Genomic DNA, 20,869 nt, shown 5'->3' on the forward strand with positions numbered 1-20,869 from the left:
TTGGGTTGGAAGCGGAGAGGTTTGATTATAGGCAGCATTGGGACAGAGGATGTCCCGAACGGTCGAGCGCTGTTTAGGATTGTTCTAGTGACGTTTCGCGCGGCGAGCGGAAAGAATGCCCACGGTTAAACGAGCGTCGAGGAGCATTCAGAAGCATGAGCAAACGAGAGCAAGCCAACGAGCAGCTTTTACAAAAGCTCAAGGGCCGGACAACACATGCCATCCAGCGGTATTTCTTCTCGCACGGCGTGTGCGTGAGCCGGTTGGACATTCATCGCGCGATGCGGCTGCCGGAACATGAACCGACTTTTCTCGCGCTGAGACCTTCGTTTGCGCAGGTCAACGAAGCGATCGGTTTGCTGGGCGATATCGGATCGTTGTCACTTCCGTCGAAGGAAAAGTCGATGCGCGCGGTGTACGAGATCGAAGCGCGGTTGCAAGAGCGGCACGGCGCCGTCGACGGATTGGATGCGGCGCTCGCGCGACTCGATGTGGCCATGCGTTCGGTGCCAGCCCTGCCAAAGCTCTGGCCTCATGCAGCGTGGGGCCTGTTATTGCTGATGATGGCTTACATCGAGTGGCCATTCGCGCTCGCCGGACTGATCGTGTTCGGCGCGGGACTTGGCAAGCACTTGAAGTACAAGCGGCGCCGTGCAGACGCGGATCGCGCTGTGAGCGAGGCCAACGCGAACTTTGAATCGGTAGCGGCGCTTGAGTTGACGCCAAGGGTCGAATTGCTCGAACGATGAAGACTGGTGCTGGTGCGAAGCCAGCGAAGAAAAAGGAAAGGGCCGCGCTAAGCGCGGCCCTTCGATTTCTTTGGTAGGCCGTACGGGATTCGAACCTGTGACCAACGGATTAAAAGTCCGCTGCTCTACCAGCTGAGCTAACGACCCAAAGAGGCGAAATTATAATCGGCCGTTTCGGATTCTGTCAAGGCAGCGCGGGCTGCGCGCGCATCGACGAAACAAAGAAAAACGCCCGCGGCGCAACGGCCCGCGGGCATTCGTCTCGAGAGGCGCGAAACCCGAAAGCTTCGCTCGATGCTTCGATGCTTCTTGTCACTTCACCTGCGACATCTTGCTCTGCGCCGACTGTGCGACTTCAGTGCCGGAATACTGCGAGATGATCTGCTGCAGCGTCTGTTTAGCAGCCGCTTTCTGACCCTGTTCGATCTGGTTATTCGCGATTGCGAGCAACGCCTCAGGCGCTCGCGGATGCGTTGGGTACGTCTTCACCAGATTCTGCCAGACCGCAGTCGATCCCTTGTAGTCGCGCTGCGCGTACAGCGCGTTGCCGAGCCAATACTGCGCGGTCGGCTGATACGGGCTCTGCGGATACTTCGAGACGAATGCCTTGAACGAAGTCGCGGCATTCTTGTAGTCACCGTTGCGGAACTCGGTCGATGCCGCGTTGAACGCTTCCGTCTCGCCAGGTTGCACGGCGCCCGATACGCCGTCGATAGTCTGCTGCTGCGGCTCGAACTTCTTCAAGCGCGTATCGAGGTCTGCGTAATAGTCTTTCTGCTGCTTCTGCAGCGTGGCAACCTGATTGCCCAGATCCTCGTTCTGCCCTCGAAGCGTCGCGACCTGCTGATTAAGCTGATCGATACGATTCGACTGATCGAGGATCGTGCGCTGCGCGGCGGACAACTGGTTGCCCAGACTGTCCGTCTTCGTGCGCAGATCGAGTACGGCCTTGCGCGCTTCGTTGTCGTCGAAGACGCCAGCGTGCGCGGGCACGGCAAGCATCGTCGAACCTGCGACGCACGCGGCTGCGGCAAGGCGCAGCAAGGAAAAGCGATACAACATAGGGCAACTCACCCGTGACTAAGTTACGTTACGTGGACTACTGCTATTGCTGCTGTTATTGCTGGTAGGCGAGATCCGCACGGCGGTTCTGGGCGTACGACGAATCGTCGTGACCCGTCGCCATCGGCTTTTCCTTGCCGAGGCTCACGGCTTCCATTTGCGAATCGGCAACGCCCATCAACGACATGGCGCGACGCACGGCTTCCGCACGCTTCTGACCAAGCGCCAGGTTGTACTCGCTCGTGCCGCGCTCGTCGGTATTGCCTTGAATCAGGACGTGACGTTCCGGGTGGCTCTTCAGGTACGTCGAGTGTTGTTGCAGCAGCGGCTGATAGTCGTCCTTCACGGCGTAGCTGTCGAAGTCGAAGAAGATGCTGCGCTTGGCGAGCGGGCTGTTCGGGTCGTTCAGCGGGTCGATGTTGACCTGCTTGACGTCCGTCGGGTTCGGCTGCGTGCCGACCGAGCCCTTGTTCGCGCCTTCATCGAGCTTCACGCCCGAGTGACAAGCTGCCAATGCGCCGACCATCGCAACTGCCAGGCCGATACGAAGTTTCGACATCATGGTACCTCTCCTTGTGTTGTAGCTGAACGTTGTATTTGAACGTGTTTGCTGAACTTACTGCATGAACGGACCCCAGGACGGCTCGCGCACCACACCGCCCTGTACGGACAAGACTTGCCGCGTACGACCATCGGTCGATACGGCTGCCAACACGCCACGTCCGTTCACTTGGGTGGCGTAGAGGATGTACTGACCATTCGCCGCGAAGCTCGGCGATTCGTCATGCGTCGTGTCGGTCAGCCCCGTCGCCGTGCCGGACCCGAGGTCCTGCAAATACAGCTTGAAGCCGCCACCGGTGCGCGAAATGTACGCGAGTTGCTTGCCGTCCGGACTCACGCGCGGGCTTGTGTTGTAGCTGCCCGTAAACGTGACCCGCTGGGCCGCGCCGGCGTTTTCACCCGCCGCCGGCATCTTGTAGATCTGCGGTTGGCCGCCGCGATCGCTCGTAAAGTAAATGGAGTTGCCATCGGGCGAGAAGGCCGGCTCGGTATCGATGGAACTGCCTTGTGTCAGACGACGCAGGCCAGAGCCGTCCGCGTTGACTTCGAAAACCTGCGTATTGCCGGTGCGCGACAAAGCCACGGCCAGCTTGCTGCCGTCAGGCGACCACGCCGGCGCACTGTTGTTGCCCTTCTGATTCGATACGACCACGCGCCGCCCGGTCGGCAGATCGTGGATGTAGACCACCGGCTTCTTCTTTTCGAACGACACGTAGGCGACCTTCGTGCCGTCCGGCGACCATGCCGGCGAAATGATTGGCTCCGGGCTGGAAAGGGCGATCTTCGCGTCCTGACCGTCCGAGTCCGAAATCTGCAATTGGTAGCGTCCGCCCGTCTGAATGACGTAGGACAGACGGGTTGCGAACACGCCGCGGCCACCGAGCAACTTGGCGTAGATGTAGTCCGCGATCTTGTGTGCGCTCATGCGCAGGCCGCTTTCGGCGGAAACGAGCGACAAACCGCCGAGATTCTGCTGCTTGACCGTGTCGTAGAGACGGAAGCGCACTTCGTACTGGCCGTTCGGCAGCTTGTTCACGCTACCCGATACGAACGCGTCCGCGCCCTTGGCTTTCCATGCGCCGAGATCGACGGAATCAGTCTCGGAAACCGGCGTGCCGCCCGCGTCGATGTTCGTGAATTTGCCGCTTCTCTGCAGGTCCTGACGAATGATCGCGCTGACCTGTTGCGGTGAGCTGCCCTCATTGGCGAAGTTGGCCGTGGCGATCGGAAACTGGGTAGAACCGACGCCAGTCACGAGCACGTTCAACTGGGCATGTGCGGCGGTACCGGCGGCGATCAGACAGGATGCGACCAGCGTTTTCAAGCCAAGCTTCTTCATCAAACTCATGCTGTATTCGTTCCAGAAAAATACGTTTTCAAGTGACCCGAGACTGCAGAAACAGACCCCCGATTGCACAATTCGTTCCCGTGCGGCAACGGTCTTGCGCTTTGCAGTGATCCCGCGCAATCAACTGCCAGCCGGGCGCAGCGTGATCGTAAATGACCCTGGCGCCTGGTCGTTAATGTCCTTCGGCATGGGATCGGAGCGCTGCACCGCGCGCAACGCGGCAGCGTCCCACTGCTCGTTGCCGCTCGACCGCGTAATGGTCGCCGAAAGCAGCGTGCCCGAAGGCGCGCAGCGCACCGACACGACCGTTTCCAGCCCGGACGTTTCGCCCGACCAGATGATATTCGGCCGCACGCGACGCTGCACCTTCTCGGCATAACCCGCCGACGCCGCGTTGCCGCCCGCGCCCTTGCCGGTGCCACCCTTGGCCAGCCCTTCGCCGCTCGAATTCGTGCCGCCGCCGAGCTGCCCTTGCAGCTGCGCGAGGCGCGACTTGCGTTCGGCATCGACCTTCGCCTTCGCTTCCGCATCCGCCTTGGCTTTTGCCTGCGCCGCGGCCTTGGCCTTGGCTTGCGCATCGGCTTTTGCCTTGGCTTCGGCATCGGTTTTCGCCTTGGCTTCCTTCTGTTCCTGAAGCTGCTCGGCCTTTTGCGCTTCGGCTTGTTGCTGCTGACGCGCCTTGTCCTGTTGCAGCTTCGCCTGCTGTTGCTTTTGCAGGTCGGCCTGACGTTGCTGTTCGATCTGCTTCTGCTTGTCCTGCATGGCCTTCTGCGCGGCGGCCGCCGCGGCGGCCTGAGCGGCGACTTGCTGCTGGCGCTTCGCTTCGGCTTCCTGCTGCGCCAATTCCTGCTGGCGGCGCTGCTCGGCCACTTGTGCATCGCGTGCGGCGGCTTCCTGCTTACGCTTCTTTTCCTGCAGCGCGATGTCCGCGTCCTCGTCCTTCGCGGGCGGCGGCGCAGGCTGCGGCTTCACGGCCACGGGCGGCGGGGGCGCGACGCGCGGCGTGGGAGCAGGCGTGTCGGGAATCTCGGTCCACAGTTCCGCCTCGGCTCCGGCGGGGGTGTTGTTCTGCCAGTTGATGCCGTGATACAGCAGCCAGCCAAGCAGCAAGTGCATGACGGCGGCGAGTGCGAAAGCGCGGCCCGTACCGCGTTCGCGCGGCGGGCGGATGGGTCGCGCTGATGAGCCGCGCGTCTGCCGGTTCTGCAAAAGGGTCATTGCGATTTGACGAGCAATCCGACGCGCTTCACGCCGCGCGCCTTCATATCGGACATCACGTTCATGACGACTTCATACTTCACGGTCTTGTCCGCCGCGATGACGACGGGTTGATCCGGATGCGACTCCTGACGATTGAGCACGAACGTGTTCAGGTCGTCCTTGGTCATTCTCTGCTCTTGCGTCGCGCCGCCTTCTTCCTTGTAGCGCACGTTCATGCTGCCGTCGGCTTTAATATTGATGACGAGCGGCGGCTGCTGTTCCTGCGGCTGCGCGTTGCCGACGGTCGGCAAGTTGATGATCGAAGGCGACACGAGCGGCGCCGTCACCATGAAGATGACGAGCAACACGAGCATCACGTCGATATACGGCACGACATTGATGTCGGCCATGGCGCGGCGCGAACTGCCGCGCATGCTGGAACGGGACGAGCCTGCCATCGTGACTCCTTAGTGCGCCTGACGCTGCAAGATGTTCGAGAACTCTTCGATGAAGGTCTCGAAGCGGATCGCCAGGCGGTCGATATCGTGAGCGTAGCGGTTGTAAGCGACCACGGCGGGAATCGCGGCGAAGAGGCCGATCGCGGTCGCGACGAGCGCTTCGGCAATGCCGGGCGCCACGTTGGCGAGCGTCGCCTGCTGTACGTTTGCGAGGCCGCGGAACGAATTCATGATGCCCCAGACCGTGCCGAACAAACCGATATACGGACTGACCGAGCCGACCGATGCAAGAAACGCGAGATTCGCTTCGAGCACGTCCATTTCACGCTGAAAGGCAGCCCGCATGGCGCGGCGCGAACCGTCGAGAATCGCGCCCGGATCGGTGATGCGGCGCTCCTTGCCCTTCAAGAACTCGCGCATGCCCGATTCGAAGATACGCTCGAGCGCACCGATGGTGTGACGGTTGTTCGCCGCGCTTTGATACAGCGCCTGCAGGTCGCCGCCGGACCAGAAATCGCGTTCGAAACGCTCGGTTTGCGCGCGCGCGCGCCGAATGGCGAACCACTTGCGGAAGATGAAAGTCCACGACAGCAGCGAGAGCAGAAGCAGCAGGGCCATGACGGCCTGCGCGAGCAGGCTCGCATGAATGACGAGAGATACGATCGACAAGTCTTGTGTGTTGTTCATAAAAGTCCGCTGCTTCCACCTGCTATTAGCTGCTATTTACGTCCGGAAAAGGGGCTTCCGGTCAAAGGCGCGTCAGGCTTTCGTGACCGCGACATCAATAAAACGAAAGCCGCCTCGTGGCCGGCTCTTGCTCGTGAAGCGTTCAAACCGGGTGCGCGCGATGCTCGTCCGCGGCAAGCACGACCTGCCCGGCATGAGGACCGCGCCTCAATCCTTCGAGAACTCGTTCGGGAATACCGGCAGGGCGAATCGTTGCGCGATCCACCGAAGCGACGCGAATATCGCCGCTTGCAAGAAGAACCGCGTCACGCCACGCTTCCTGATGAAAATCCACCGATGCGCGCCCGAGCCGCGCGATACGGCTCACGATGCGAATGGAGTCGTCCAGGCGCGCGGGAGCCGAATAATCGACGGATGTTCTTCTCACGACGAACACGATGCCGGCCGATTCGGCCAGCCGCTGCTGGTCGATACCGCACGCGCGCAGCCATTCGGTGCGCGCACGCTCGAAGAACTTCAGGTAGTTCGCGTAGAAGACAATGCCGCCCGCGTCGGTGTCCTCGTAGTACACCCGAATCGGCCATTCGAAATTCAACGAATCACTCACCTTTGCGCCGCCCCGCTCGCGCGGAGGCTTTTGGACCCGCTCCGGCTCGCTTTTTGACAAATAAACATCCGCGGCATTTTACCGGAAGCGGAAGTTGGGCCACCAAATACAGTCGATTCCTCTTACGAGCCGCGGTGTATTTGCAACGGTCCGAAGGTTTGGGCCACGGGCATGAGTTCGATCGCGTTGATATTCACGTGCGCGGGGCGCGTCGCAATCCAGTAGATGGCGTCGGCGATATCCTCGGCGGTGAGCGGCTGCACGTCCTTGTAGACGGCGCTGGCCTTGTCGTCGTCGCCCTTGAAGCGCACGTTGGAGAACTCGGTGCCGCCGCACAGGCCCGGCTCGATATCCGTCACGCGCAACGCGGTTCCGGCGAGGTCGGCGCGCAGGTTCAGGCTGAACTGCCGCACGAACGCCTTGGTCGCGCCGTACACGTTGCCGCCCGGATACGGGTACGACGCCGCGACCGAACCCAGGTTGAACACGTGACCGCGATTGCGCGCCACCATGCCGGGGAGGACGGCATGCGTGACATCGACGAGTCCCATGCAGTTGGTGTCGATCATGTTCTTCCAGTCGTCGAGATTCGCGCGTTGTGCCGGTTCGAGGCCAAGCGCGAGGCCCGCGTTGTTGACCAGCACGTCGATCTGGGCGAACGATTCGGGCAGCGAGGCGATGGCGCTCTTGATGGCGTTGCTGTCGCGCACGTCGAGTTCGACTGGCAAGAGCGAGTCGCCGAGTTCCTTCGATAGCGCGGCGAGCCGGTCTTTACGGCGCGCGGCCGCGACGACGCGATGGCCGCCCTTGACGAAAGTGCGGGCAATGGCTGCGCCGAAGCCGGCAGAGGCGCCGGTGACGAATACGATCATGAGCGGGCTCCGGAAAGTGGGGGTTGGGCTGTACCGGAGCGCGCGCGGACACACGACCGGCAACGGCGCACAGAGTACTTCCAATGATGCGATGCGGCAAGCAACTGCAAACCCGAACGATCGTGCGTTTCAAGCGTTTCGCAGACGCTCGCCAAGTTGCCTAAACCCGGCCGCACCATTACACTACAACGCTCAAACCCCGCGTGACTGGCGATAGAATCTTCGGATTCAAGGTGGAACGACCACTAGGAAGCGCGGAGTGTCGTTTTGCCGTTCGCCTGGGCAGCTGAGATCCGCGCGCCGTCGCTGCGTTGCCGGTGGCTGTCCGTTCCGCGAACCTGGATTCTTCCCTCATCCGTCGCGTGTGGACCCGTCTGGCGTCCTGCGTCTTCCTTGCGTTTTGCGTTCGTGCTTCGAACGCATCGTCACGCGCGATCCGGTCAACCTGTTTTGATCTCACGGAAAACGTATGTTTGACAGAGCCGAAAGTACCCTCGCCAAGGTCGATCCCGAACTGCTCAAAGCGATCGAGCAGGAAAATCGCCGTCAGGAAGATCACATCGAGCTGATCGCCTCGGAAAACTACACGAGCCCGGCCGTCATGGCCGCGCAAGGCTCGCAACTCACCAACAAATACGCCGAAGGCTATCCCGGCAAGCGCTACTACGGCGGTTGCGAATACGTGGATATCGTCGAGCAACTCGCAATCGACCGCGTCAAGCAACTGTTCGGCGCCGAAGCCGCGAACGTGCAGCCGAACTCCGGTTCGCAGGCCAACCAGGGCGTGTTCTTCGCCGTGCTGAAGCCGGGCGACACGATCATGGGCATGAGCCTCGCCGAAGGCGGCCACCTGACGCACGGTTCGCCCGTCAACATGTCGGGCAAGTGGTTCAACGTCGTGAGCTACGGCCTGAACGAAGCCGAAGACATCGACTACGAAAAGACCGAAGCGCTCGCCAAGGAGCACAAGCCGAAGCTGATCGTCGCGGGCGCGTCGGCGTTCGCGCTGCGTATCGACTTCGAGCGCCTGTCGCAAATCGCGAAGAGTGTCGGCGCTTACTTCATGGTCGACATGGCGCATTACGCAGGTCTCGTCGCGGCAGGCGTCTATCCGAATCCCGTTCCGCACGCGGACTTCGTGACCACGACCACGCACAAGAGCCTGCGCGGGCCGCGCGGCGGCGTGATCCTCATGAAGGCCGAATTCGAGAAACAGATCAACTCGGCCATTTTCCCGGGCATTCAGGGCGGTCCGCTCATGCACGTGATCGCGGCGAAGGCCGTCGCGTTCAAGGAAGCGCTGACGCCGGAGTTCAAGACGTATCAGCAGCAAGTGGTCGATAACGCGCGCGTGCTGGCCGAAACGCTGGTCAAGCGCGGTCTGCGTATCGTCTCGGGCCGCACGGAAAGCCACGTCATGCTGGTCGATCTGCGCGCGAAGAAGATCACCGGCAAGGCGGCCGAAGCCGCGCTCGGCGCCGCGCACATCACGGTCAACAAGAACGCCATTCCGAACGATCCGGAGAAGCCGTTCGTCACGAGCGGCGTGCGTCTCGGTTCGCCCGCCATGACCACGCGCGGTTTCGGCGTGAAGGAAGCGGAGCAGGTTGGCAATTTGATTGCGGACGTGCTCGACGCACCGGAAGACCAGGCGAACCTCGAGCGCGTGCGCGCTCAAGTGACCGAGCTGACCAAGCGTTTCCCGGTCTATCGCTGATATTCGAACCGAGCCAGGAACCAAGCCCCGATGCGCTGCCCCTTCTGCCGACACGAAGACACCCAGGTCGTGGATTCTCGCGTGTCGGAGGACGGCGCAGCCATCCGGCGGCGGCGACGCTGTCCATCCTGCGACAAGCGTTTCACCACGTATGAGCGCGTCGAACTGGCGCTGCCGTCGGTCGTGAAGAAAGACGGCAGCCGCACCGAGTTCGATCGCCGCAAAATCGTCGCGAGCATGAAGCTGGCGCTGCGCAAGCGGCCGGTTGCGGCGGACGCCATCGAGGCAGCCGTCGCGCGCATCGAATATCAATTGCTTGGCAGCGGCGAGCGAGAAGTGCAGAGCGAACGTCTCGGCGAACTCGTGATGAACGAGTTGCGGCAGCTCGACACCATCGCTTATGTACGGTTTGCGTCGGTCTACAAGCGTTTCGAAGACGTGTCCGAGTTCGAGGACGTGCTCGAGGAATTCCGCCGCGCCGCGCCCAAAAAGACCACTTCCCGCAAGCGCTGATTGCGCGTCTGTACCGAGCATCTTTCCCCCAGTCGATCTTTTGCCCTCGGGCAGTGTGCCCCGTGCGAACGCGCGTGAACACTCGTCCATTCGGCTAATGGCGGCGCGCGTTCCTTATCGCTAGATTGAGCATTCGTTCAACTCGTCGATAAGGCATGCAGATGAGCCGCTTCTCGAATTCCGGTTTCACACTCGTCGAACTTTGCGTGGTGCTTGCCGTGATGGCGATCCTCGCGACTTTCGCCACGCCTTCGTTTCTCTCCTGGCAGGCACGCGATCAGATCGATGCCCGCGCTCGCTCGCTTTTCTCGACGCTTTCGCTCGCGCGGGCCGAATCGCTCAAACGCGGCGCGCGCGTCACGCTATGCCGCGTCGATGCGAGCCGGCATTGCCTCGCGGCGGGCAAGGCTTGCGACGCGGGTATCGCGGACTGGTCGTGCGGCTGGGGTCTGTTCGTCGATAAAGACGGCGCGCTGACGCTCTTGCGCTTGCAGCCGGCGATGACATCGGTCGCCATTGCGGGCGCATCGACGGATCTTTCGTTTACGCCGCCGATGGGCCAAGTGATCGGCGGCTTCCGTAGCTTCGATTTCGGCCCGCGCAGCGCGGATGCCAACGCGAATGCGTCGTCGCGGCGCTGCATTCGACTGGCTGCGGGCGGGCGTGCACGAATGACTCAAGGCGCTTGCGGAGCATCGGCATGAACGCGCGATCGGTCATGGCGAGCGTCAGGCGCGGCGGGCGCACTCGTTCCGTTCGCCCGCGCGGCGATTCGCTGATCGAGGTGATGATCGCCCTGTCGATCGCGGCGGTCACGGCGCTCGGACTCGTCGCCATGCAAAGCGCGCTGGCAAAAGCCGAACGAACGGCGCTGTTGAGCGAACGCGCGGCACTGATTGCCGACTCCATCGGCGAGGCAACGCGTGGCAGCGCGGATAGCTCGGCCATGTTGTCGAGGTGGCGGGCGAGGGCGGCTGCGTTGCTGCCCGATGGAGACATCGCCATCTCGGATCGCGGCAACGGCGTGCAGGTCGCAACCGTCAGCTGGCATGTCGCGGAAGGCGCGGAGCCTTGTCCCGAACCGCAGGCGCGACCGCACACGTCATGCATCGCGATGGCCTTTGCACGATGAACACGCGGCTCATTCATTCACGCGGCCACACGCTGCTCGAACTTTCGATTGCGCTTGCGCTCGGGCTGTTGATCCTGGCCGCGTCGCTGTCGGTTTATCGCGCTCAGCGTGCGGGCTTCGAACGTGCCGCCGATGCCGCGCACATTCACGATGCCGGCGTCGGCGCGCTCGATCTCGTCGCTCAACAAGTGCAGATGGCCGGATTTTCGGCCGCGGGCGCGACCGACGCGCCGCTCTTCGGCTGTTCGCAGGGGCGCGTGACCGGCGCGGAGACGTCGGCGTCGTGCGAGTCGCTCGCGAGTCACTCGGACGGTCTGCAGGTCCGCTACGCGGCCGACACGGTTTCGACGTGGCCATCGACGAGCGGCACGCCTACCGACTGCATCGGCCAGACGGTTTCGGATGCGTTCGTCTTCAACCGCTATTACGCGAAGCCCAGCACGTCGAGCGGCGAGCCGGAGCTTTATTGCGAGGGCGGGGGTCGTCAGGCGCAACCGCTGGTGGAGGGCGTCGAACGGATGCGCGTCGTCTACTGGATCGCGGGTGCACCGGCCGCGCTCGACGCGTCGGCCATCGCGCGCGAACGCTGGCCGGATGTCTACGCCGCCGAGGTTTGCGTGCTCGTGCGTGGCGCGGCGATTCAGGCGAAACGTCGGGCGAACTATGTCGATTGCGATGGCGCACCAGCCGTCAGCGATGACGGACGCACGCGCATGGCCTTCTGGCGCACGGTTGGCATACGCAACGCGCGAGGCGCCTCGTGAGGCGGCGCGCGCGTTCGCGCGGCACGGTGCTGCCTATCGTCCTCTTGCTCGCCGCGATGATGCTCGTGACCGCCAGCGCCTGGCTGCAAGCCTCGCTCGTTGCGACCCGCACGGCCGTGTCGGCGCGCGAGCGGATGCAGGCGTTCCATGCAGCCGACAGCGCGTTGGTCCGCTGCGTTCGCATGATTGCCGATGCGCCCGTCATGACGAGTTCGGGCGCGCAGGAGCCCGTGGGCTGGCGCAGCAAGGCGTCGTTCGAAGGAGCGTCGGCCGTCGCCATCGAGCCGTTTGGCGACTGGCCGTATGCGCGCCGCGCGCCGCAATGTCTGATCGAGGCTTGGTCGCATACGGACCAGGCGGTGGCGGTGACGTCGTATCTCGTGACGGCGCGTGGCTTCGGCGCATCGCCCGAGACCGAGGCGTGGCTGCAATCAAGAATCGATGGCGCGACCCGACATTGGCGGCGCGTCGTAGCGAAGCCGTTTTGAGGACGAACCATGAAGGACAAGGGCTTTACGCTGCTGGAATTGATCATCGCGCTCTGCATCGTGGCGATCATCGCGACGTTCGCGGTGCCTGCGTATCGGCAGCACGTGGCGAAGGCGCATCGGCTGGATGCTGCGGCGGCGTCGATGCGCGCCGTGCAATTCCTCGAAAGTACGCGGCTCGCGCAGTCGGCGACGGATGCAGTGACGCTTTCCGCCGGCATGGATCAGGCGCCATCGAGCGGTGCGCCGGTTTATCGGCTTGCGGTGCTGCCGGAATCGGCGACGAATGGCGGATACAGCATCGAGGCGACGCCAGTCGCAAATGGTCCGATGCAGGACGATTCTTGCGGCGTATTCATCGTCGACGCGACGGGCGTGCGGTCGAACCGCACGACGGGATCAGCGGCGACTGCACTGAATAACGCGCAGTCCACCGCTTGCTGGGGAGGGAAAAATTAAGCGTTCAGAAGACCGTCGGGTCGACGGCTTCGGTAGTGGCTTCGGTATGCGGGGCTTTCATCTGTTGCCAGATGCGCCAGCCTTCCCAGGCGACCAAACCCAGACCGCCCCACTTGAGCGCGGGCTTGGCACCACGCACCACGGCGGTCCGCACAGGCTTGGTCAGCACGAGCGACGCCACCGAGCCGATGATCGGATACTGCTTGAAGAGCAGGCCGAGATTGCTGCCCTTGCCGCCAAGCATCGAGCTGACCGAAGCCAGAATGCCGCCGATGCCGCCACCCGATGCACCGCGCTTCGGCGTGCGCCGGTTGCCGCCGCCAGGCATCAGAAAACGCAGGAAACTGAAGTGCGTGATCGACGTGCGCAGATCGTGCGTGGCCTGTTGAAGCTCCATGCGTTCGACATCGGCGCGCGCAATCAGCAGTTCCTTGCGCAGCGCGCGCATGTGCGGCGTGCGCAGCGCCTTGGCGTTGTCACGCTTGGGCGGCTTGAAGGTATCGTCTTTTTTGCTCATGGTCGGACTGCCCGTGTAAGTTCAGTGGAACGTGTCGCGGTCCTTGCGGAATTCGGCGAGCGTGTCGTCAAACATGTTCGGCGCGTCGAGCAGCGTGCTGCGAGCACGCAGTCCGCAGGCGATTGCAATCAGCGCATAAACGAGCGTGATGCCGCCAAGCGCCTGCCAGCGATACGTGTCCCAGAAGAATATGGCGATGAGCACGGTGAGGGAGATCAGCGCCATCATTGCCAGCATCATGGCGGCGAGACCAAGAAACAGTACGCCGATAAGCCGCTCCTTCTCTTCCTGAAGCTCGATACCGATGAGTTCAAGGCGCGTCTCGAAGATGGCGAAGGCAGAACTGATGATTCGTCGCAACGGTCCGGGGGACGATTGCTGCGGTGGCCGTTCGGTCGTCATGGCTTGGGTGCGAGAAGCGCGTTGGGTGCCGCTTTGATATTGTCCCGGTCGCCGCACGAGGCGGCGTTCCGGCGCGAGAGTCGATCCGCGCGCCCCGAGCGGGCGTTGGCGGTTCGGTCCTTTCTTGATGATGGACCGTGACTGTTACGAACGTAGCAATCACCGGGCCATTGTCGAGGAGCGTGGGTAAGTGCTGCTTATTTGCGGTTGATGAGAAGCCCGATCACCGTGCCGAGGCCTGCCGCAATACCAATGGATGCCCACGGGTGTTCGTGGACGTAATCGTCCGTGGCGCGTGCGGCTTTTCTGCCTCGTTCGATCACGACGACTTGTGCATCGGCGGCTTTCTCCTTCGCTTGCTTCAGTCGAGCGAGCGCGCTCTCGCGCAGTTCGGAAGCGCGTTCGCCCGTGGCGCTGGCGGCTTGCTTGAGAAGATCTTCGGCGTCAGCGAGAACGGTTTTGATGTCCGACATGAATCGCTCCTTATTGATTTCTGACATTAAAGGCTCCAATCGGTGAGGCTACCTGATTCGCAGCCAGAGATGCGATTGCTGACGAGCAGGCTGGAACCTGCAACACAGACTCCTTGCAGGTTTCATTCCACTCGATGCTAATCAAAGGAAATCGCCGCAGCCTTGTCAAACTCTCGACATCACTGACGGTGGGAGCCGATCTGACCCGTAAAAGTTTCAGCAAACTGATCGAAAGTTACAAAGAGGATCGATCAGTCCGAGTCGCACCATACGCCTTTCAGAAAAAAGCCTGAATCCCGGTTTGCGCGCGTCCGAGAATAAGCGCGTGGATATCGTGGGTGCCTTCGTAGGTATTCACCACTTCGAGATTGACGAGGTGACGCGCCACGCCGAACTCGTCCGAGATGCCGTTGCCGCCCAGCATGTCGCGCGCGAGCCGGGCGATGTCGAGCGCCTTGCCGCACGAGTTGCGCTTCATGATCGAGGTGATCTCGACCGCTGCCGTGCCTTCGTCCTTCATGCGCCCGAGTCTCAGCACGCCTTGCAGACCTAGCGTGATTTCCGTCTGCATATCGGCAAGTTTCTTTTGGATCAACTGGTTTGCCGCAAGCGGACGACCGAACTGCTTGCGATCCAGCGTGTATTGCCGCGCCATATGCCAGCAGGCTTCGGCGGCGCCGAGCGCGCCCCACGAGATGCCGTAGCGCGCCGAGTTCAGACAGGTGAACGGCCCTTTGAGCCCGCGAACTTCCGGAAACAGGTTTTCTTCGGGCACGAACACTTCGTCCATCACGATCTCGCCGGTGATCGACGCGCGCAATCCAACCTTGCCGTGAATGGCTGGCGCGGACAGTCCGTTCCAGCCCTTTTCGAGGACGAAGCCGCGAATCTCATCGCGTCCGTTTTCCTCCAGCTTCGCCCAGACGACGAACACATCCGCGATAGGCGAGTTCGAGATCCACATCTTCGAGCCCGAAAGCGAATAGCCGTTCTGCACTTTCTTCGCGCGCGTCGTCATGCTGGCGGGATCGGAACCGGCGTTCGGCTCGGTGAGCCCGAAGCAGCCGATCCACTCGCCGCGCGCGAGCTTCGGCAGATACTTTTCCTTTTGCGCGTCGCTGCCGAAAGCGTGAATCGGCACCATTACGAGCGACGATTGCACCGACATCATCGAGCGATAGCCGGAATCCACGCGTTCCACTTCGCGCGCGATCAGGCCGTAGCTCACGTAGTTGAGGCCCGGTCCGCCGTATTGTTCGGGGATGGTCGGGCCGAGCAGACCGAGCTCGCCCATTTCGCGAAAGATCGACGGATCGGTCGTTTCCTCGCGAAACGCCTGCGTCACGCGCGGCAGCAGCTTGTCCTGCGCGTAGGCGCGCGCGGCGTCGCGGACCATGCGTTCTTCTTCGTTGAGTTGCTGATCCAGCAAGAGCGGGTCTTCCCAGTTGAAGCGAGCGGCGTCGGCCATGTGCGTCTCCTCCCATGCAGTGTCGATCGAAAAGCGCCTCGCTTCGGCGCTTGACTTGCGTTCCGCTTAGCGGAACAATGTTTTGCAAATTAGCTTCGAGTTTAGCACCCGATGTCTGCTGCTTTCAAACGTGGTTCTGGGCGTGAAACCGACGGCGGATCTCGCCGGAAAGCCGAACGTGCACCATATGGCAGAACCGAAGACGCATTAGCCGGCGACTCCAAAGGCGCTTCTAGCCGCGAATCTGTCCGCGCTTCAGGCCGTGAATCGAGCCGCGAGTCCGGCCGTGAATCCATCCACGAACTCGGGCGTGTGGATGAGCGTAATCCCGGACACGCGTCCGACCGCGCTTCAGATCACGAGTCCGACCGCCACTCCCACCTGTCGCCCAACGCATCCGACGATCGCAAGTTCGTCGTCGCCCTCGCACGCGGTCTCGATATGTTGCGCGCATTTCGCCCTGGCGAGACGCTTCTCGGCAATCGCGATTTCGTCGCGCGCACGGGATTGCCCAAGGCGACGGTCAATCGTCTGGCCTACACGCTGACCACGCTCGGTTACCTGCGTTTCGACGATGCCGCCGGCAAGTACGCGCTCGACACGGGCGTGCTCTCGCTCGGCTTCTCGCTATTGGCGGGCGCGGACACACTGGAACTCGCCCGGCCACATATGCGGGCGCTGGCGCGTGAGATCGGCGCGGCGGTATCGCTCGGCTGTCGCGATGGCCTCGACATGATCTATCTGGAAACCATTCGTAGCGAAACCGCGCTCACGCTCGGCCTCGCGCCCGGATCGCGTCTGTCGATGCTCACGAGTTCCATGGGACGCGCCTATCTCGCCGTGCTCGACGCCGATGAGCGCGCGGCCTTGCTGGAAGAATTGCGGGAACGGGAAGGTGCCGAACGAGTGGCTTCGGCACAGCGCGCGATCGAAGATTTCGCGCGCGACGGCTGCTGCTATTCATTCCGTGAATGGCACGACGACGTCAACGCGATTGCCGCGCCGTTTCGCGACGTGCGCAATGGGCGCTGGCTGGTGTTGAGCAGCAGCGGGCCGGCGTCGTCGATGGATGAGGGTTATTTCCGCGAGTCGATTGCGCCGAAGCTAAGGGCGTTGGCGGGACGGCTCGCCTGAAGGACCGCTCGATTGGGCTGCTCGCGGCATCGTGAAGCAGCCGTGCTCGAAGCGTCGCCGGGCGGCGAGGGTCGCGCGCGATTGCGCAGTCGCCGCAGCTTGAGCTCATCGACCGCACGCAACCTCAAAGCATCGTGCGCACATGCCAAAGCTCCGGAAACAGCACCACGTCCAGCATCTTGCGCAGATACGAAGCGCCCGCCGTGCCGCCCGTTCCTTGCTTGAAGCCGATGATGCGCTCCACCGTCGTCACATGCCGAAAGCGCCATTGCCGGAAGGCGTCTTCCAGATCGACGAGTTCCTCCGCCATCTCATAGAGCTCCCAGTAGCGTGACGGATCGCGATACACCGCGAGCCACGCCGCTTCGACCGACGCGTCGTGCGTCGTGGGCTGAGTCCAGTCGCGCTGCAGCCTTTCGGGCGCGATCTGGAAGCCACGTCGCGCGAGCAGTCGGATCACTTCGTCGTAGAACGAAGGCGCTTCGAGCGTCTGTCGCACCTGCGCGAGAATCTCCGGCCGATGCGCATGCGGCTTCAGCATCTGCTCATTCTTGTTGCCGAGCATGAACTCGATCTGCCGATACTGATGCGACTGAAACCCGGATGACGCACCGAGATACGGCCGCATCGCGGTGTATTCGGAAGGCGTCATGGTCGCGAGGACGTTCCACGCCTGCACCAGTTGCTCGAAGATGCGCGACACGCGCGCGAGCATCTTGAAGGCGGATGGCAGGGCGTCGGTATGAACCGCTTGGAGGGCGGCGTGCAGTTCGTAGAGCGCGAGCTTCATCCAGAGTTCGCTCGTCTGGTGCTGCACGATGAACAGCATCTCGTTGTGATCCGGCGAGCGCGGATGCTGCGCGGTCAGAATCGAATCGAGGCCGAGATAGTCGCCGTAGCTCATCGAATCGGAGAAATCGAGCTTGGCTTCGTGCCAGCCTGATTCTGCCGGATGCACCGCCCGTGCGGCATCGGCTGCACCGTGGCCGAACGGACATCCGCCGCCTTTAACCTCATTCATGGCCGCCACCTCTCAAGTCACCGAAGCGCGTTCGCCAAACTCCGGCGCACGCCAGCTTTCGGTCGCGAGCACATCGCGCAAGGTTTCAACCGCGTCCCAGACATCGACGAAACGCGTGTAAAGCGGCGTGAAGCCGAAGCGCAAAATACGCGGCTCGCGATAATCGCCGATCACGCCACGCGCGATCAGCGCCTGCATCACCTCATAGCCGTTCGGATGCTCGAAGCTTACTTGCGAGCCGCGTCGCGCATGTTCGCGCGGCGTCGCGAGCGTCAGCGGAAACTCGCCGCAACGCGCTTCCACCAGCTCGATGAACAGATCGCCAAGCGCAAGCGACTTGCGCCGCAAGGTCTGCATATCCGTTTGCAGGAATACATCGAGCCCGCACTCGACGAGCGACATCGAGACGATAGGCTGGGTGCCGCACAGATATCGACCGATACCATCGTCCGGGCGATACACCGGGTCCATCGCGAACGGTTTCTTGTGCCCCCACCAGCCCGAGAGCGGCTGCGAGAATGTGTTCTGATGGCGCTTGGGCACCCACACGAACGCAGGCGAACCCGGTCCGCCGTTCAGATACTTATACGTGCAGCCGACGGCATAGTCTGCGCCGACGCCGTTCAGATCGACCGGCACCGCGCCTGCCGAATGCGCCAGGTCCCAGACCGCGATTGCGCCCGCGCGATGAATCGTCTCGGTGAGCGCAGCCATGTCGTGCATGTAGCCGGTGCGATAGTTCACGTGCGTGATCATCGCGATGGCGGTGTGTTCGTCGATGGCGGCAGGCAGTTCGGACGCGTCATCGACGAGACGCAGTTCATAGCCGCGATCGAGCTGCTCGATCAGACCCTGCGCGATATACAGGTCGCTCGGAAAGTTCGAACGTTCGGAGACGATCACGCGACGTTTCGGATCGCGCTCGTTCGCGAGCTTGAGCGCCGCGGAGAGGATCTTGAAGAGATTGGCCGAGATCGTGTCGTTCACGACGACTTCATCCTCGCCCGCGCCGATGAGCGGAGCCAGCTTGTTGCCGAGCCGTCGCGGCAGCGCGTACCATCCGGCGGTGTTCCAACTGCGGATCAGCCCTTCGCCCCATTCTTCGGCGATCACGCCGGCCGCGCGCGCGGCAGCCGCTTTGGGCGGCACGCCGAGCGAGTTGCCATCCAGATAGATCACGTCGTTCGCGAGCACGAATTGATCGCGCAGGGCATTCAGCGGGTCGTCGCGGTCGAGTGCGGCGGCGTCGTCACGGTTTTTCATCGAAAAGTCCAATTGTTCAGGGAAGATCGGGGCGATCAGGAAAGGGGGCGCAGGACGGCGCGCACCGGGCTCGCATCGAGCGTCGAAAATTTGAGCGGCAGCGCGATGAGTTCGTAGTCGCCGGGCGCGACGGCATCGAGCACGAGGCCTTCGAGAATCGCCATGCCGTGCGCGCGAATCCGGCGATGCGCGTCCATCGTCTTCGATTCCTGCGGATCGAGCGATGGCGTGTCGATACCGATGAGCTTCACGCCACGCGCCGCCAATAGATCGATGGTCGCGGGCGCGACGGCACAAAATGCGCTGTCCCAAGTATCGAGCGGCGCACTCGCGTAGGTACGCAGGAGGATGCGCGGCGGGGCGTTGTCATCGTCGAGAAAATCGGCGATATGTTCTGGCAAAACGAGCGGCGCCGCGCCAATGCAATGCACGACCCGGCAAGCGCCGAGATACGTGTCGAGCGGCACCTCGCCAATAGCCGCGCCGTGTTCGTCGTAGTGCAGCGGGGCATCGGCATGGGCGCCGGTGTGCGGCGAAAGCGTGAGACGCGCCACGTTCACGGGCGAGCCCGCTTCCATGCGCCAGACGCGTTCGATACCAACGGGCGTATCGCCCGGCCAGACCGGCGTGTCGGTGGAAATCGGCGGAGAAATATCGAGAAGCGTCATGTCGGCTAACAGAAAGCGCTGGGATGCGTCAAATCATAGCCGTGCTATCTCGAAATGTGATTGCAAAAAAACTACCCAAAAACGTTGTGGCTAGAACATAATTCGATGAAACGGGCTAGGGGACTAAAAAATGACCGGATTCACGCTCGATGCAACAGATTGCCGAATTCTGGCGGTACTGCAGGAAGATGGACGGATCAGTAACCTGGACCTTGCGGAGCGCATCGCGCTCTCGCCTTCGGCGTGTTTGCGCCGCATGCGCCTGCTCGAAGAAGAGGGCGTGATTGCGAGCTATCGCGCGTGTCTGGACCGTGAGCGGCTGGGCATCGAGCTCGAAGCCTTCGTGCACGTCTCCATGCGCAACGACCAGGAAAACTGGCACGAGAAGTTCGCGGCCGCCGTGCGCGAATGGCCGGAAGTGGTGGGCGCGTTCGTCGTCACGGGCGACACGCATTACGTGTTGCGCGTGCTCGCGCACAACCTCAAGCACTACTCGGATTTCATTCTGAGCAAGCTGTATAAGGCGCCGGGCGTTATCGACATTCGCTCGAATATCGTCTTGCAAACCATGAAGGACGATGCGGGTGTGCCCGTCGCGCTGATCGAACAACCGGCGCGGCCAAGCAGCCCGCCTTGAGCCTGAGGGTTGATACTCAAGCGTCGAGGGGCTTATTCGATCGATCCCAACGTGTGGAATCCGCCGGCGTGAAACACGAGCGGAGGCGCGCTGTCGTCTTTCGCGCGCACGCCACAGCGCTCCACTTCGCCGACAAAGATCACGTGGTCGCCTTCGTCGTAGCGGCTGCGATTGTGGCATTCGAACCAGGCAATCGCGCCGTCGAGCACTGGCATGCCGGTGTCGCCCGCCGCGTGCGAGACGCCCGCGAAGCGGTCGCCCTTGACCGTGGCGAAGCGCCGGCAAAGCTCCAGTTGCGATGCCGCGAGCACGTTCACCACGTAGTGACTATTGGCGCGAAACACCGGCATCGAAGCTGACTTGGTGGCGAGGCTCCACAGCACGAGCGGCGGGTCGAGCGATACCGAGTTAAACGAACTGGCCGTGATGCCGATCAACTGCCCGGATTCGGTGCGCGTGGTGATGACGGTCACACCCGTCGCAAACTGGCCGAGCGCGGCGCGGAATTCTTTCGGATCGAAGTTCGGGGTTTTGGCGCTTGTCATCGGGCAAAGTCGTCTTGTTTTTTCGCCGACCTGACGAGTTTCGCTTGGAGCGAGAGGACTTGTCATCGGTTAGAAGTGTCTTGTTTTATGCCGATCCGGACGCGCGTTTCCTCGGGGCGAAAGG

The 20,869-nt window shown here is 62.3% G+C and carries 26 protein-coding genes, 1 tRNA gene and 1 riboswitch; of the genes, 10 read left to right on the forward strand and 17 right to left on the reverse strand.

The window, feature by feature from the left end:
* The first annotated feature begins 155 nt into the window (after positions 1-155).
* Positions 156-749, forward strand: coding sequence for a hypothetical protein (locus ACYQ47_RS24475; protein WP_459907336.1), 594 nt, complete (start codon positions 156-158; stop codon positions 747-749).
* 71 nt (positions 750-820) lie between these two features.
* Here the strand turns inward: ACYQ47_RS24475 and ACYQ47_RS24480 are convergent.
* The 9 genes from ACYQ47_RS24480 to ACYQ47_RS24520 all read right to left on the reverse strand — a co-directional run bounded on the left by ACYQ47_RS24480 (position 821) and on the right by ACYQ47_RS24520 (position 7,544).
* Positions 821-896, reverse strand: a tRNA-Lys gene (locus ACYQ47_RS24480).
* A gap of 165 nt (positions 897-1,061) precedes the next feature.
* Entirely contained in the window at positions 1,062-1,811 is a 750-nt protein-coding gene (ybgF, locus tag ACYQ47_RS24485) for a tol-pal system protein YbgF (RefSeq protein WP_244826196.1), read from the reverse strand.
* A 55-nt stretch (positions 1,812-1,866) separates the two neighbouring features.
* Entirely contained in the window at positions 1,867-2,373 is a 507-nt protein-coding gene (pal, locus tag ACYQ47_RS24490) for a peptidoglycan-associated lipoprotein Pal (RefSeq protein ID WP_244826195.1), read from the reverse strand.
* A gap of 54 nt (positions 2,374-2,427) precedes the next feature.
* Positions 2,428-3,720 (reverse strand): Tol-Pal system beta propeller repeat protein TolB, encoded by a 1,293-nt coding sequence (tolB, locus tag ACYQ47_RS24495; RefSeq protein WP_244826194.1) that lies wholly within the window; start codon positions 3,718-3,720, stop codon positions 2,428-2,430.
* A gap of 120 nt (positions 3,721-3,840) precedes the next feature.
* Entirely contained in the window at positions 3,841-4,938 is a 1,098-nt protein-coding gene (tolA, locus tag ACYQ47_RS24500) for a cell envelope integrity protein TolA (protein WP_459907339.1), read from the reverse strand.
* Positions 4,935-5,378, reverse strand: coding sequence for a protein TolR (gene tolR, locus ACYQ47_RS24505; protein WP_244826192.1), 444 nt, complete (start codon positions 5,376-5,378; stop codon positions 4,935-4,937). Before tolR ends, tolA begins: the two co-directional genes overlap by 4 nt.
* Before the next feature lie 9 nt (positions 5,379-5,387).
* Positions 5,388-6,065 carry a protein TolQ gene (gene tolQ / locus ACYQ47_RS24510; RefSeq protein ID WP_016346195.1) on the reverse strand — a complete coding sequence of 226 codons (678 nt, stop codon included), beginning with the start codon at positions 6,063-6,065 and terminating at the stop codon, positions 5,388-5,390.
* Positions 6,066-6,207: 142 nt separating this feature from the next.
* Positions 6,208-6,660, reverse strand: a complete 453-nt coding sequence (ybgC, locus tag ACYQ47_RS24515) for a tol-pal system-associated acyl-CoA thioesterase (protein ID WP_244826191.1) — start codon at positions 6,658-6,660, stop codon at positions 6,208-6,210.
* Between the two features lie 134 nt (positions 6,661-6,794).
* Positions 6,795-7,544 (reverse strand): SDR family NAD(P)-dependent oxidoreductase, encoded by a 750-nt coding sequence (locus ACYQ47_RS24520; protein WP_250465598.1) that lies wholly within the window; start codon positions 7,542-7,544, stop codon positions 6,795-6,797.
* 193 nt (positions 7,545-7,737) lie between these two features.
* Positions 7,738-7,835: riboswitch (ZMP/ZTP riboswitch) on the forward strand.
* Between the two features lie 178 nt (positions 7,836-8,013).
* On the opposite strand from ACYQ47_RS24520, the gene glyA reads away from it, so the two are divergent.
* From glyA to ACYQ47_RS24555, 7 genes are all read left to right on the forward strand, one after another.
* Positions 8,014-9,261 (forward strand): serine hydroxymethyltransferase, encoded by a 1,248-nt coding sequence (glyA, locus tag ACYQ47_RS24525; protein ID WP_250465596.1) that lies wholly within the window; start codon positions 8,014-8,016, stop codon positions 9,259-9,261.
* A 30-nt stretch (positions 9,262-9,291) separates the two neighbouring features.
* The gene (gene nrdR, locus ACYQ47_RS24530; RefSeq protein WP_250465595.1) at positions 9,292-9,774 is read left to right on the forward strand and encodes a transcriptional regulator NrdR; all 483 of its coding nucleotides are present in this window, start codon (positions 9,292-9,294) and stop codon (positions 9,772-9,774) included.
* 155 nt (positions 9,775-9,929) lie between these two features.
* Positions 9,930-10,478 (forward strand): GspH/FimT family pseudopilin, encoded by a 549-nt coding sequence (locus tag ACYQ47_RS24535; RefSeq protein WP_244826187.1) that lies wholly within the window; start codon positions 9,930-9,932, stop codon positions 10,476-10,478.
* Positions 10,475-10,906, forward strand: a complete 432-nt coding sequence (locus ACYQ47_RS24540; RefSeq protein ID WP_250465593.1) for a type IV pilus modification PilV family protein — start codon at positions 10,475-10,477, stop codon at positions 10,904-10,906. The genes ACYQ47_RS24535 and ACYQ47_RS24540 overlap by 4 nt, the downstream gene beginning before the upstream one ends.
* Entirely contained in the window at positions 10,903-11,670 is a 768-nt protein-coding gene (locus ACYQ47_RS24545; RefSeq protein WP_250526231.1) for a PilW family protein, read from the forward strand. The genes ACYQ47_RS24540 and ACYQ47_RS24545 overlap by 4 nt, the downstream gene beginning before the upstream one ends.
* Entirely contained in the window at positions 11,667-12,158 is a 492-nt protein-coding gene (locus ACYQ47_RS24550) for a pilus assembly PilX family protein (RefSeq protein ID WP_459907344.1), read from the forward strand. Before ACYQ47_RS24545 ends, ACYQ47_RS24550 begins: the two co-directional genes overlap by 4 nt.
* 9 nt (positions 12,159-12,167) lie before the next feature.
* Positions 12,168-12,617, forward strand: a complete 450-nt coding sequence (locus ACYQ47_RS24555) for a type IV pilin protein (protein WP_459907346.1) — start codon at positions 12,168-12,170, stop codon at positions 12,615-12,617.
* Positions 12,618-12,621: 4 nt separating this feature from the next.
* Here the strand turns inward: ACYQ47_RS24555 and ACYQ47_RS24560 are convergent, their stop codons facing one another.
* From ACYQ47_RS24560 to ACYQ47_RS24575, 4 genes are all read right to left on the reverse strand, one after another.
* Entirely contained in the window at positions 12,622-13,134 is a 513-nt protein-coding gene (locus ACYQ47_RS24560) for a DUF3318 domain-containing protein (protein WP_459907348.1), read from the reverse strand.
* Positions 13,135-13,155: 21 nt separating this feature from the next.
* On the reverse strand, positions 13,156-13,536 hold the full coding sequence (locus ACYQ47_RS24565; RefSeq protein ID WP_244826182.1) for a phage holin family protein: 381 nt from the start codon (positions 13,534-13,536) through the stop codon (positions 13,156-13,158).
* Positions 13,537-13,733: 197 nt separating this feature from the next.
* Positions 13,734-14,036, reverse strand: a complete 303-nt coding sequence (locus tag ACYQ47_RS24570; RefSeq protein WP_244826181.1) for an ElaB/YgaM/YqjD family protein — start codon at positions 14,034-14,036, stop codon at positions 13,734-13,736.
* A gap of 250 nt (positions 14,037-14,286) precedes the next feature.
* Positions 14,287-15,477 (reverse strand): acyl-CoA dehydrogenase, encoded by a 1,191-nt coding sequence (locus ACYQ47_RS24575; protein ID WP_459907351.1) that lies wholly within the window; start codon positions 15,475-15,477, stop codon positions 14,287-14,289.
* Between the two features lie 381 nt (positions 15,478-15,858).
* On the opposite strand from ACYQ47_RS24575, the gene ACYQ47_RS24580 reads away from it, so the two are divergent.
* Positions 15,859-16,611, forward strand: coding sequence for an IclR family transcriptional regulator (locus ACYQ47_RS24580; protein ID WP_244828103.1), 753 nt, complete (start codon positions 15,859-15,861; stop codon positions 16,609-16,611).
* A gap of 124 nt (positions 16,612-16,735) precedes the next feature.
* On the opposite strand, the gene kynA is transcribed toward ACYQ47_RS24580, so the two are convergent.
* From kynA to kynB, 3 genes are read right to left on the reverse strand one after another with little or no spacing between them, the layout of a single operon-like run.
* Entirely contained in the window at positions 16,736-17,632 is an 897-nt protein-coding gene (gene kynA, locus ACYQ47_RS24585) for a tryptophan 2,3-dioxygenase (RefSeq protein ID WP_459907353.1), read from the reverse strand.
* A 12-nt stretch (positions 17,633-17,644) separates the two neighbouring features.
* Positions 17,645-18,895, reverse strand: coding sequence for a kynureninase (gene kynU / locus ACYQ47_RS24590; protein ID WP_310396665.1), 1,251 nt, complete (start codon positions 18,893-18,895; stop codon positions 17,645-17,647).
* Positions 18,896-18,930: 35 nt separating this feature from the next.
* Positions 18,931-19,563, reverse strand: coding sequence for an arylformamidase (gene kynB, locus ACYQ47_RS24595; RefSeq protein WP_309844259.1), 633 nt, complete (start codon positions 19,561-19,563; stop codon positions 18,931-18,933).
* Between the two features lie 130 nt (positions 19,564-19,693).
* Between kynB and ACYQ47_RS24600 the strand changes: the two genes are divergently transcribed.
* Positions 19,694-20,200, forward strand: coding sequence for an Lrp/AsnC family transcriptional regulator (locus tag ACYQ47_RS24600; RefSeq protein WP_244826176.1), 507 nt, complete (start codon positions 19,694-19,696; stop codon positions 20,198-20,200).
* Positions 20,201-20,232: 32 nt separating this feature from the next.
* Here ACYQ47_RS24600 and ACYQ47_RS24605 read toward each other — a convergent pair whose 3' ends face one another.
* The gene (locus ACYQ47_RS24605; RefSeq protein WP_250465581.1) at positions 20,233-20,745 is read right to left on the reverse strand and encodes a flavin reductase family protein; all 513 of its coding nucleotides are present in this window, start codon (positions 20,743-20,745) and stop codon (positions 20,233-20,235) included.
* Between the last annotated feature and the right edge of the window lie 124 nt (positions 20,746-20,869).

The organism is Caballeronia sp. HLA56, assembly GCF_054655155.1.

Bases quoted from the DNA above. Each gene is read 5' to 3' on its own strand.
- ACYQ47_RS24475 (WP_459907336.1), top strand. From the start codon at position 156: ATGAGCAAACGAGAGCAAGCCAACGAGCAGCTTTTACAAAAGCTCAAG.
- ybgF (WP_244826196.1), bottom strand. From the start codon at position 1,811: ATGTTGTATCGCTTTTCCTTGCTGCGCCTTGCCGCAGCCGCGTGCGTC.
- pal (WP_244826195.1), bottom strand. From the start codon at position 2,373: ATGATGTCGAAACTTCGTATCGGCCTGGCAGTTGCGATGGTCGGCGCA.
- tolB (WP_244826194.1), bottom strand. From the start codon at position 3,720: ATGAGTTTGATGAAGAAGCTTGGCTTGAAAACGCTGGTCGCATCCTGT.
- tolA (WP_459907339.1), bottom strand. From the start codon at position 4,938: ATGACCCTTTTGCAGAACCGGCAGACGCGCGGCTCATCAGCGCGACCC.
- tolR (WP_244826192.1), bottom strand. From the start codon at position 5,378: ATGGCAGGCTCGTCCCGTTCCAGCATGCGCGGCAGTTCGCGCCGCGCC.
- tolQ (WP_016346195.1), bottom strand. From the start codon at position 6,065: ATGAACAACACACAAGACTTGTCGATCGTATCTCTCGTCATTCATGCG.
- ACYQ47_RS24520 (WP_250465598.1), bottom strand. From the start codon at position 7,544: ATGATCGTATTCGTCACCGGCGCCTCTGCCGGCTTCGGCGCAGCCATT.
- glyA (WP_250465596.1), top strand. From the start codon at position 8,014: ATGTTTGACAGAGCCGAAAGTACCCTCGCCAAGGTCGATCCCGAACTG.
- nrdR (WP_250465595.1), top strand. From the start codon at position 9,292: ATGCGCTGCCCCTTCTGCCGACACGAAGACACCCAGGTCGTGGATTCT.
- ACYQ47_RS24535 (WP_244826187.1), top strand. From the start codon at position 9,930: ATGCAGATGAGCCGCTTCTCGAATTCCGGTTTCACACTCGTCGAACTT.
- ACYQ47_RS24540 (WP_250465593.1), top strand. From the start codon at position 10,475: ATGAACGCGCGATCGGTCATGGCGAGCGTCAGGCGCGGCGGGCGCACT.
- ACYQ47_RS24545 (WP_250526231.1), top strand. From the start codon at position 10,903: ATGAACACGCGGCTCATTCATTCACGCGGCCACACGCTGCTCGAACTT.
- ACYQ47_RS24555 (WP_459907346.1), top strand. From the start codon at position 12,168: ATGAAGGACAAGGGCTTTACGCTGCTGGAATTGATCATCGCGCTCTGC.
- ACYQ47_RS24560 (WP_459907348.1), bottom strand. From the start codon at position 13,134: ATGAGCAAAAAAGACGATACCTTCAAGCCGCCCAAGCGTGACAACGCC.
- ACYQ47_RS24565 (WP_244826182.1), bottom strand. From the start codon at position 13,536: ATGACGACCGAACGGCCACCGCAGCAATCGTCCCCCGGACCGTTGCGA.
- ACYQ47_RS24570 (WP_244826181.1), bottom strand. From the start codon at position 14,036: ATGTCAGAAATCAATAAGGAGCGATTCATGTCGGACATCAAAACCGTT.
- ACYQ47_RS24575 (WP_459907351.1), bottom strand. From the start codon at position 15,477: ATGGCCGACGCCGCTCGCTTCAACTGGGAAGACCCGCTCTTGCTGGAT.
- kynA (WP_459907353.1), bottom strand. From the start codon at position 17,632: ATGAATGAGGTTAAAGGCGGCGGATGTCCGTTCGGCCACGGTGCAGCC.
- kynU (WP_310396665.1), bottom strand. From the start codon at position 18,895: ATGAAAAACCGTGACGACGCCGCCGCACTCGACCGCGACGACCCGCTG.
- kynB (WP_309844259.1), bottom strand. From the start codon at position 19,563: ATGACGCTTCTCGATATTTCTCCGCCGATTTCCACCGACACGCCGGTC.
- ACYQ47_RS24600 (WP_244826176.1), top strand. From the start codon at position 19,694: ATGACCGGATTCACGCTCGATGCAACAGATTGCCGAATTCTGGCGGTA.
- ACYQ47_RS24605 (WP_250465581.1), bottom strand. From the start codon at position 20,745: ATGACAAGCGCCAAAACCCCGAACTTCGATCCGAAAGAATTCCGCGCC.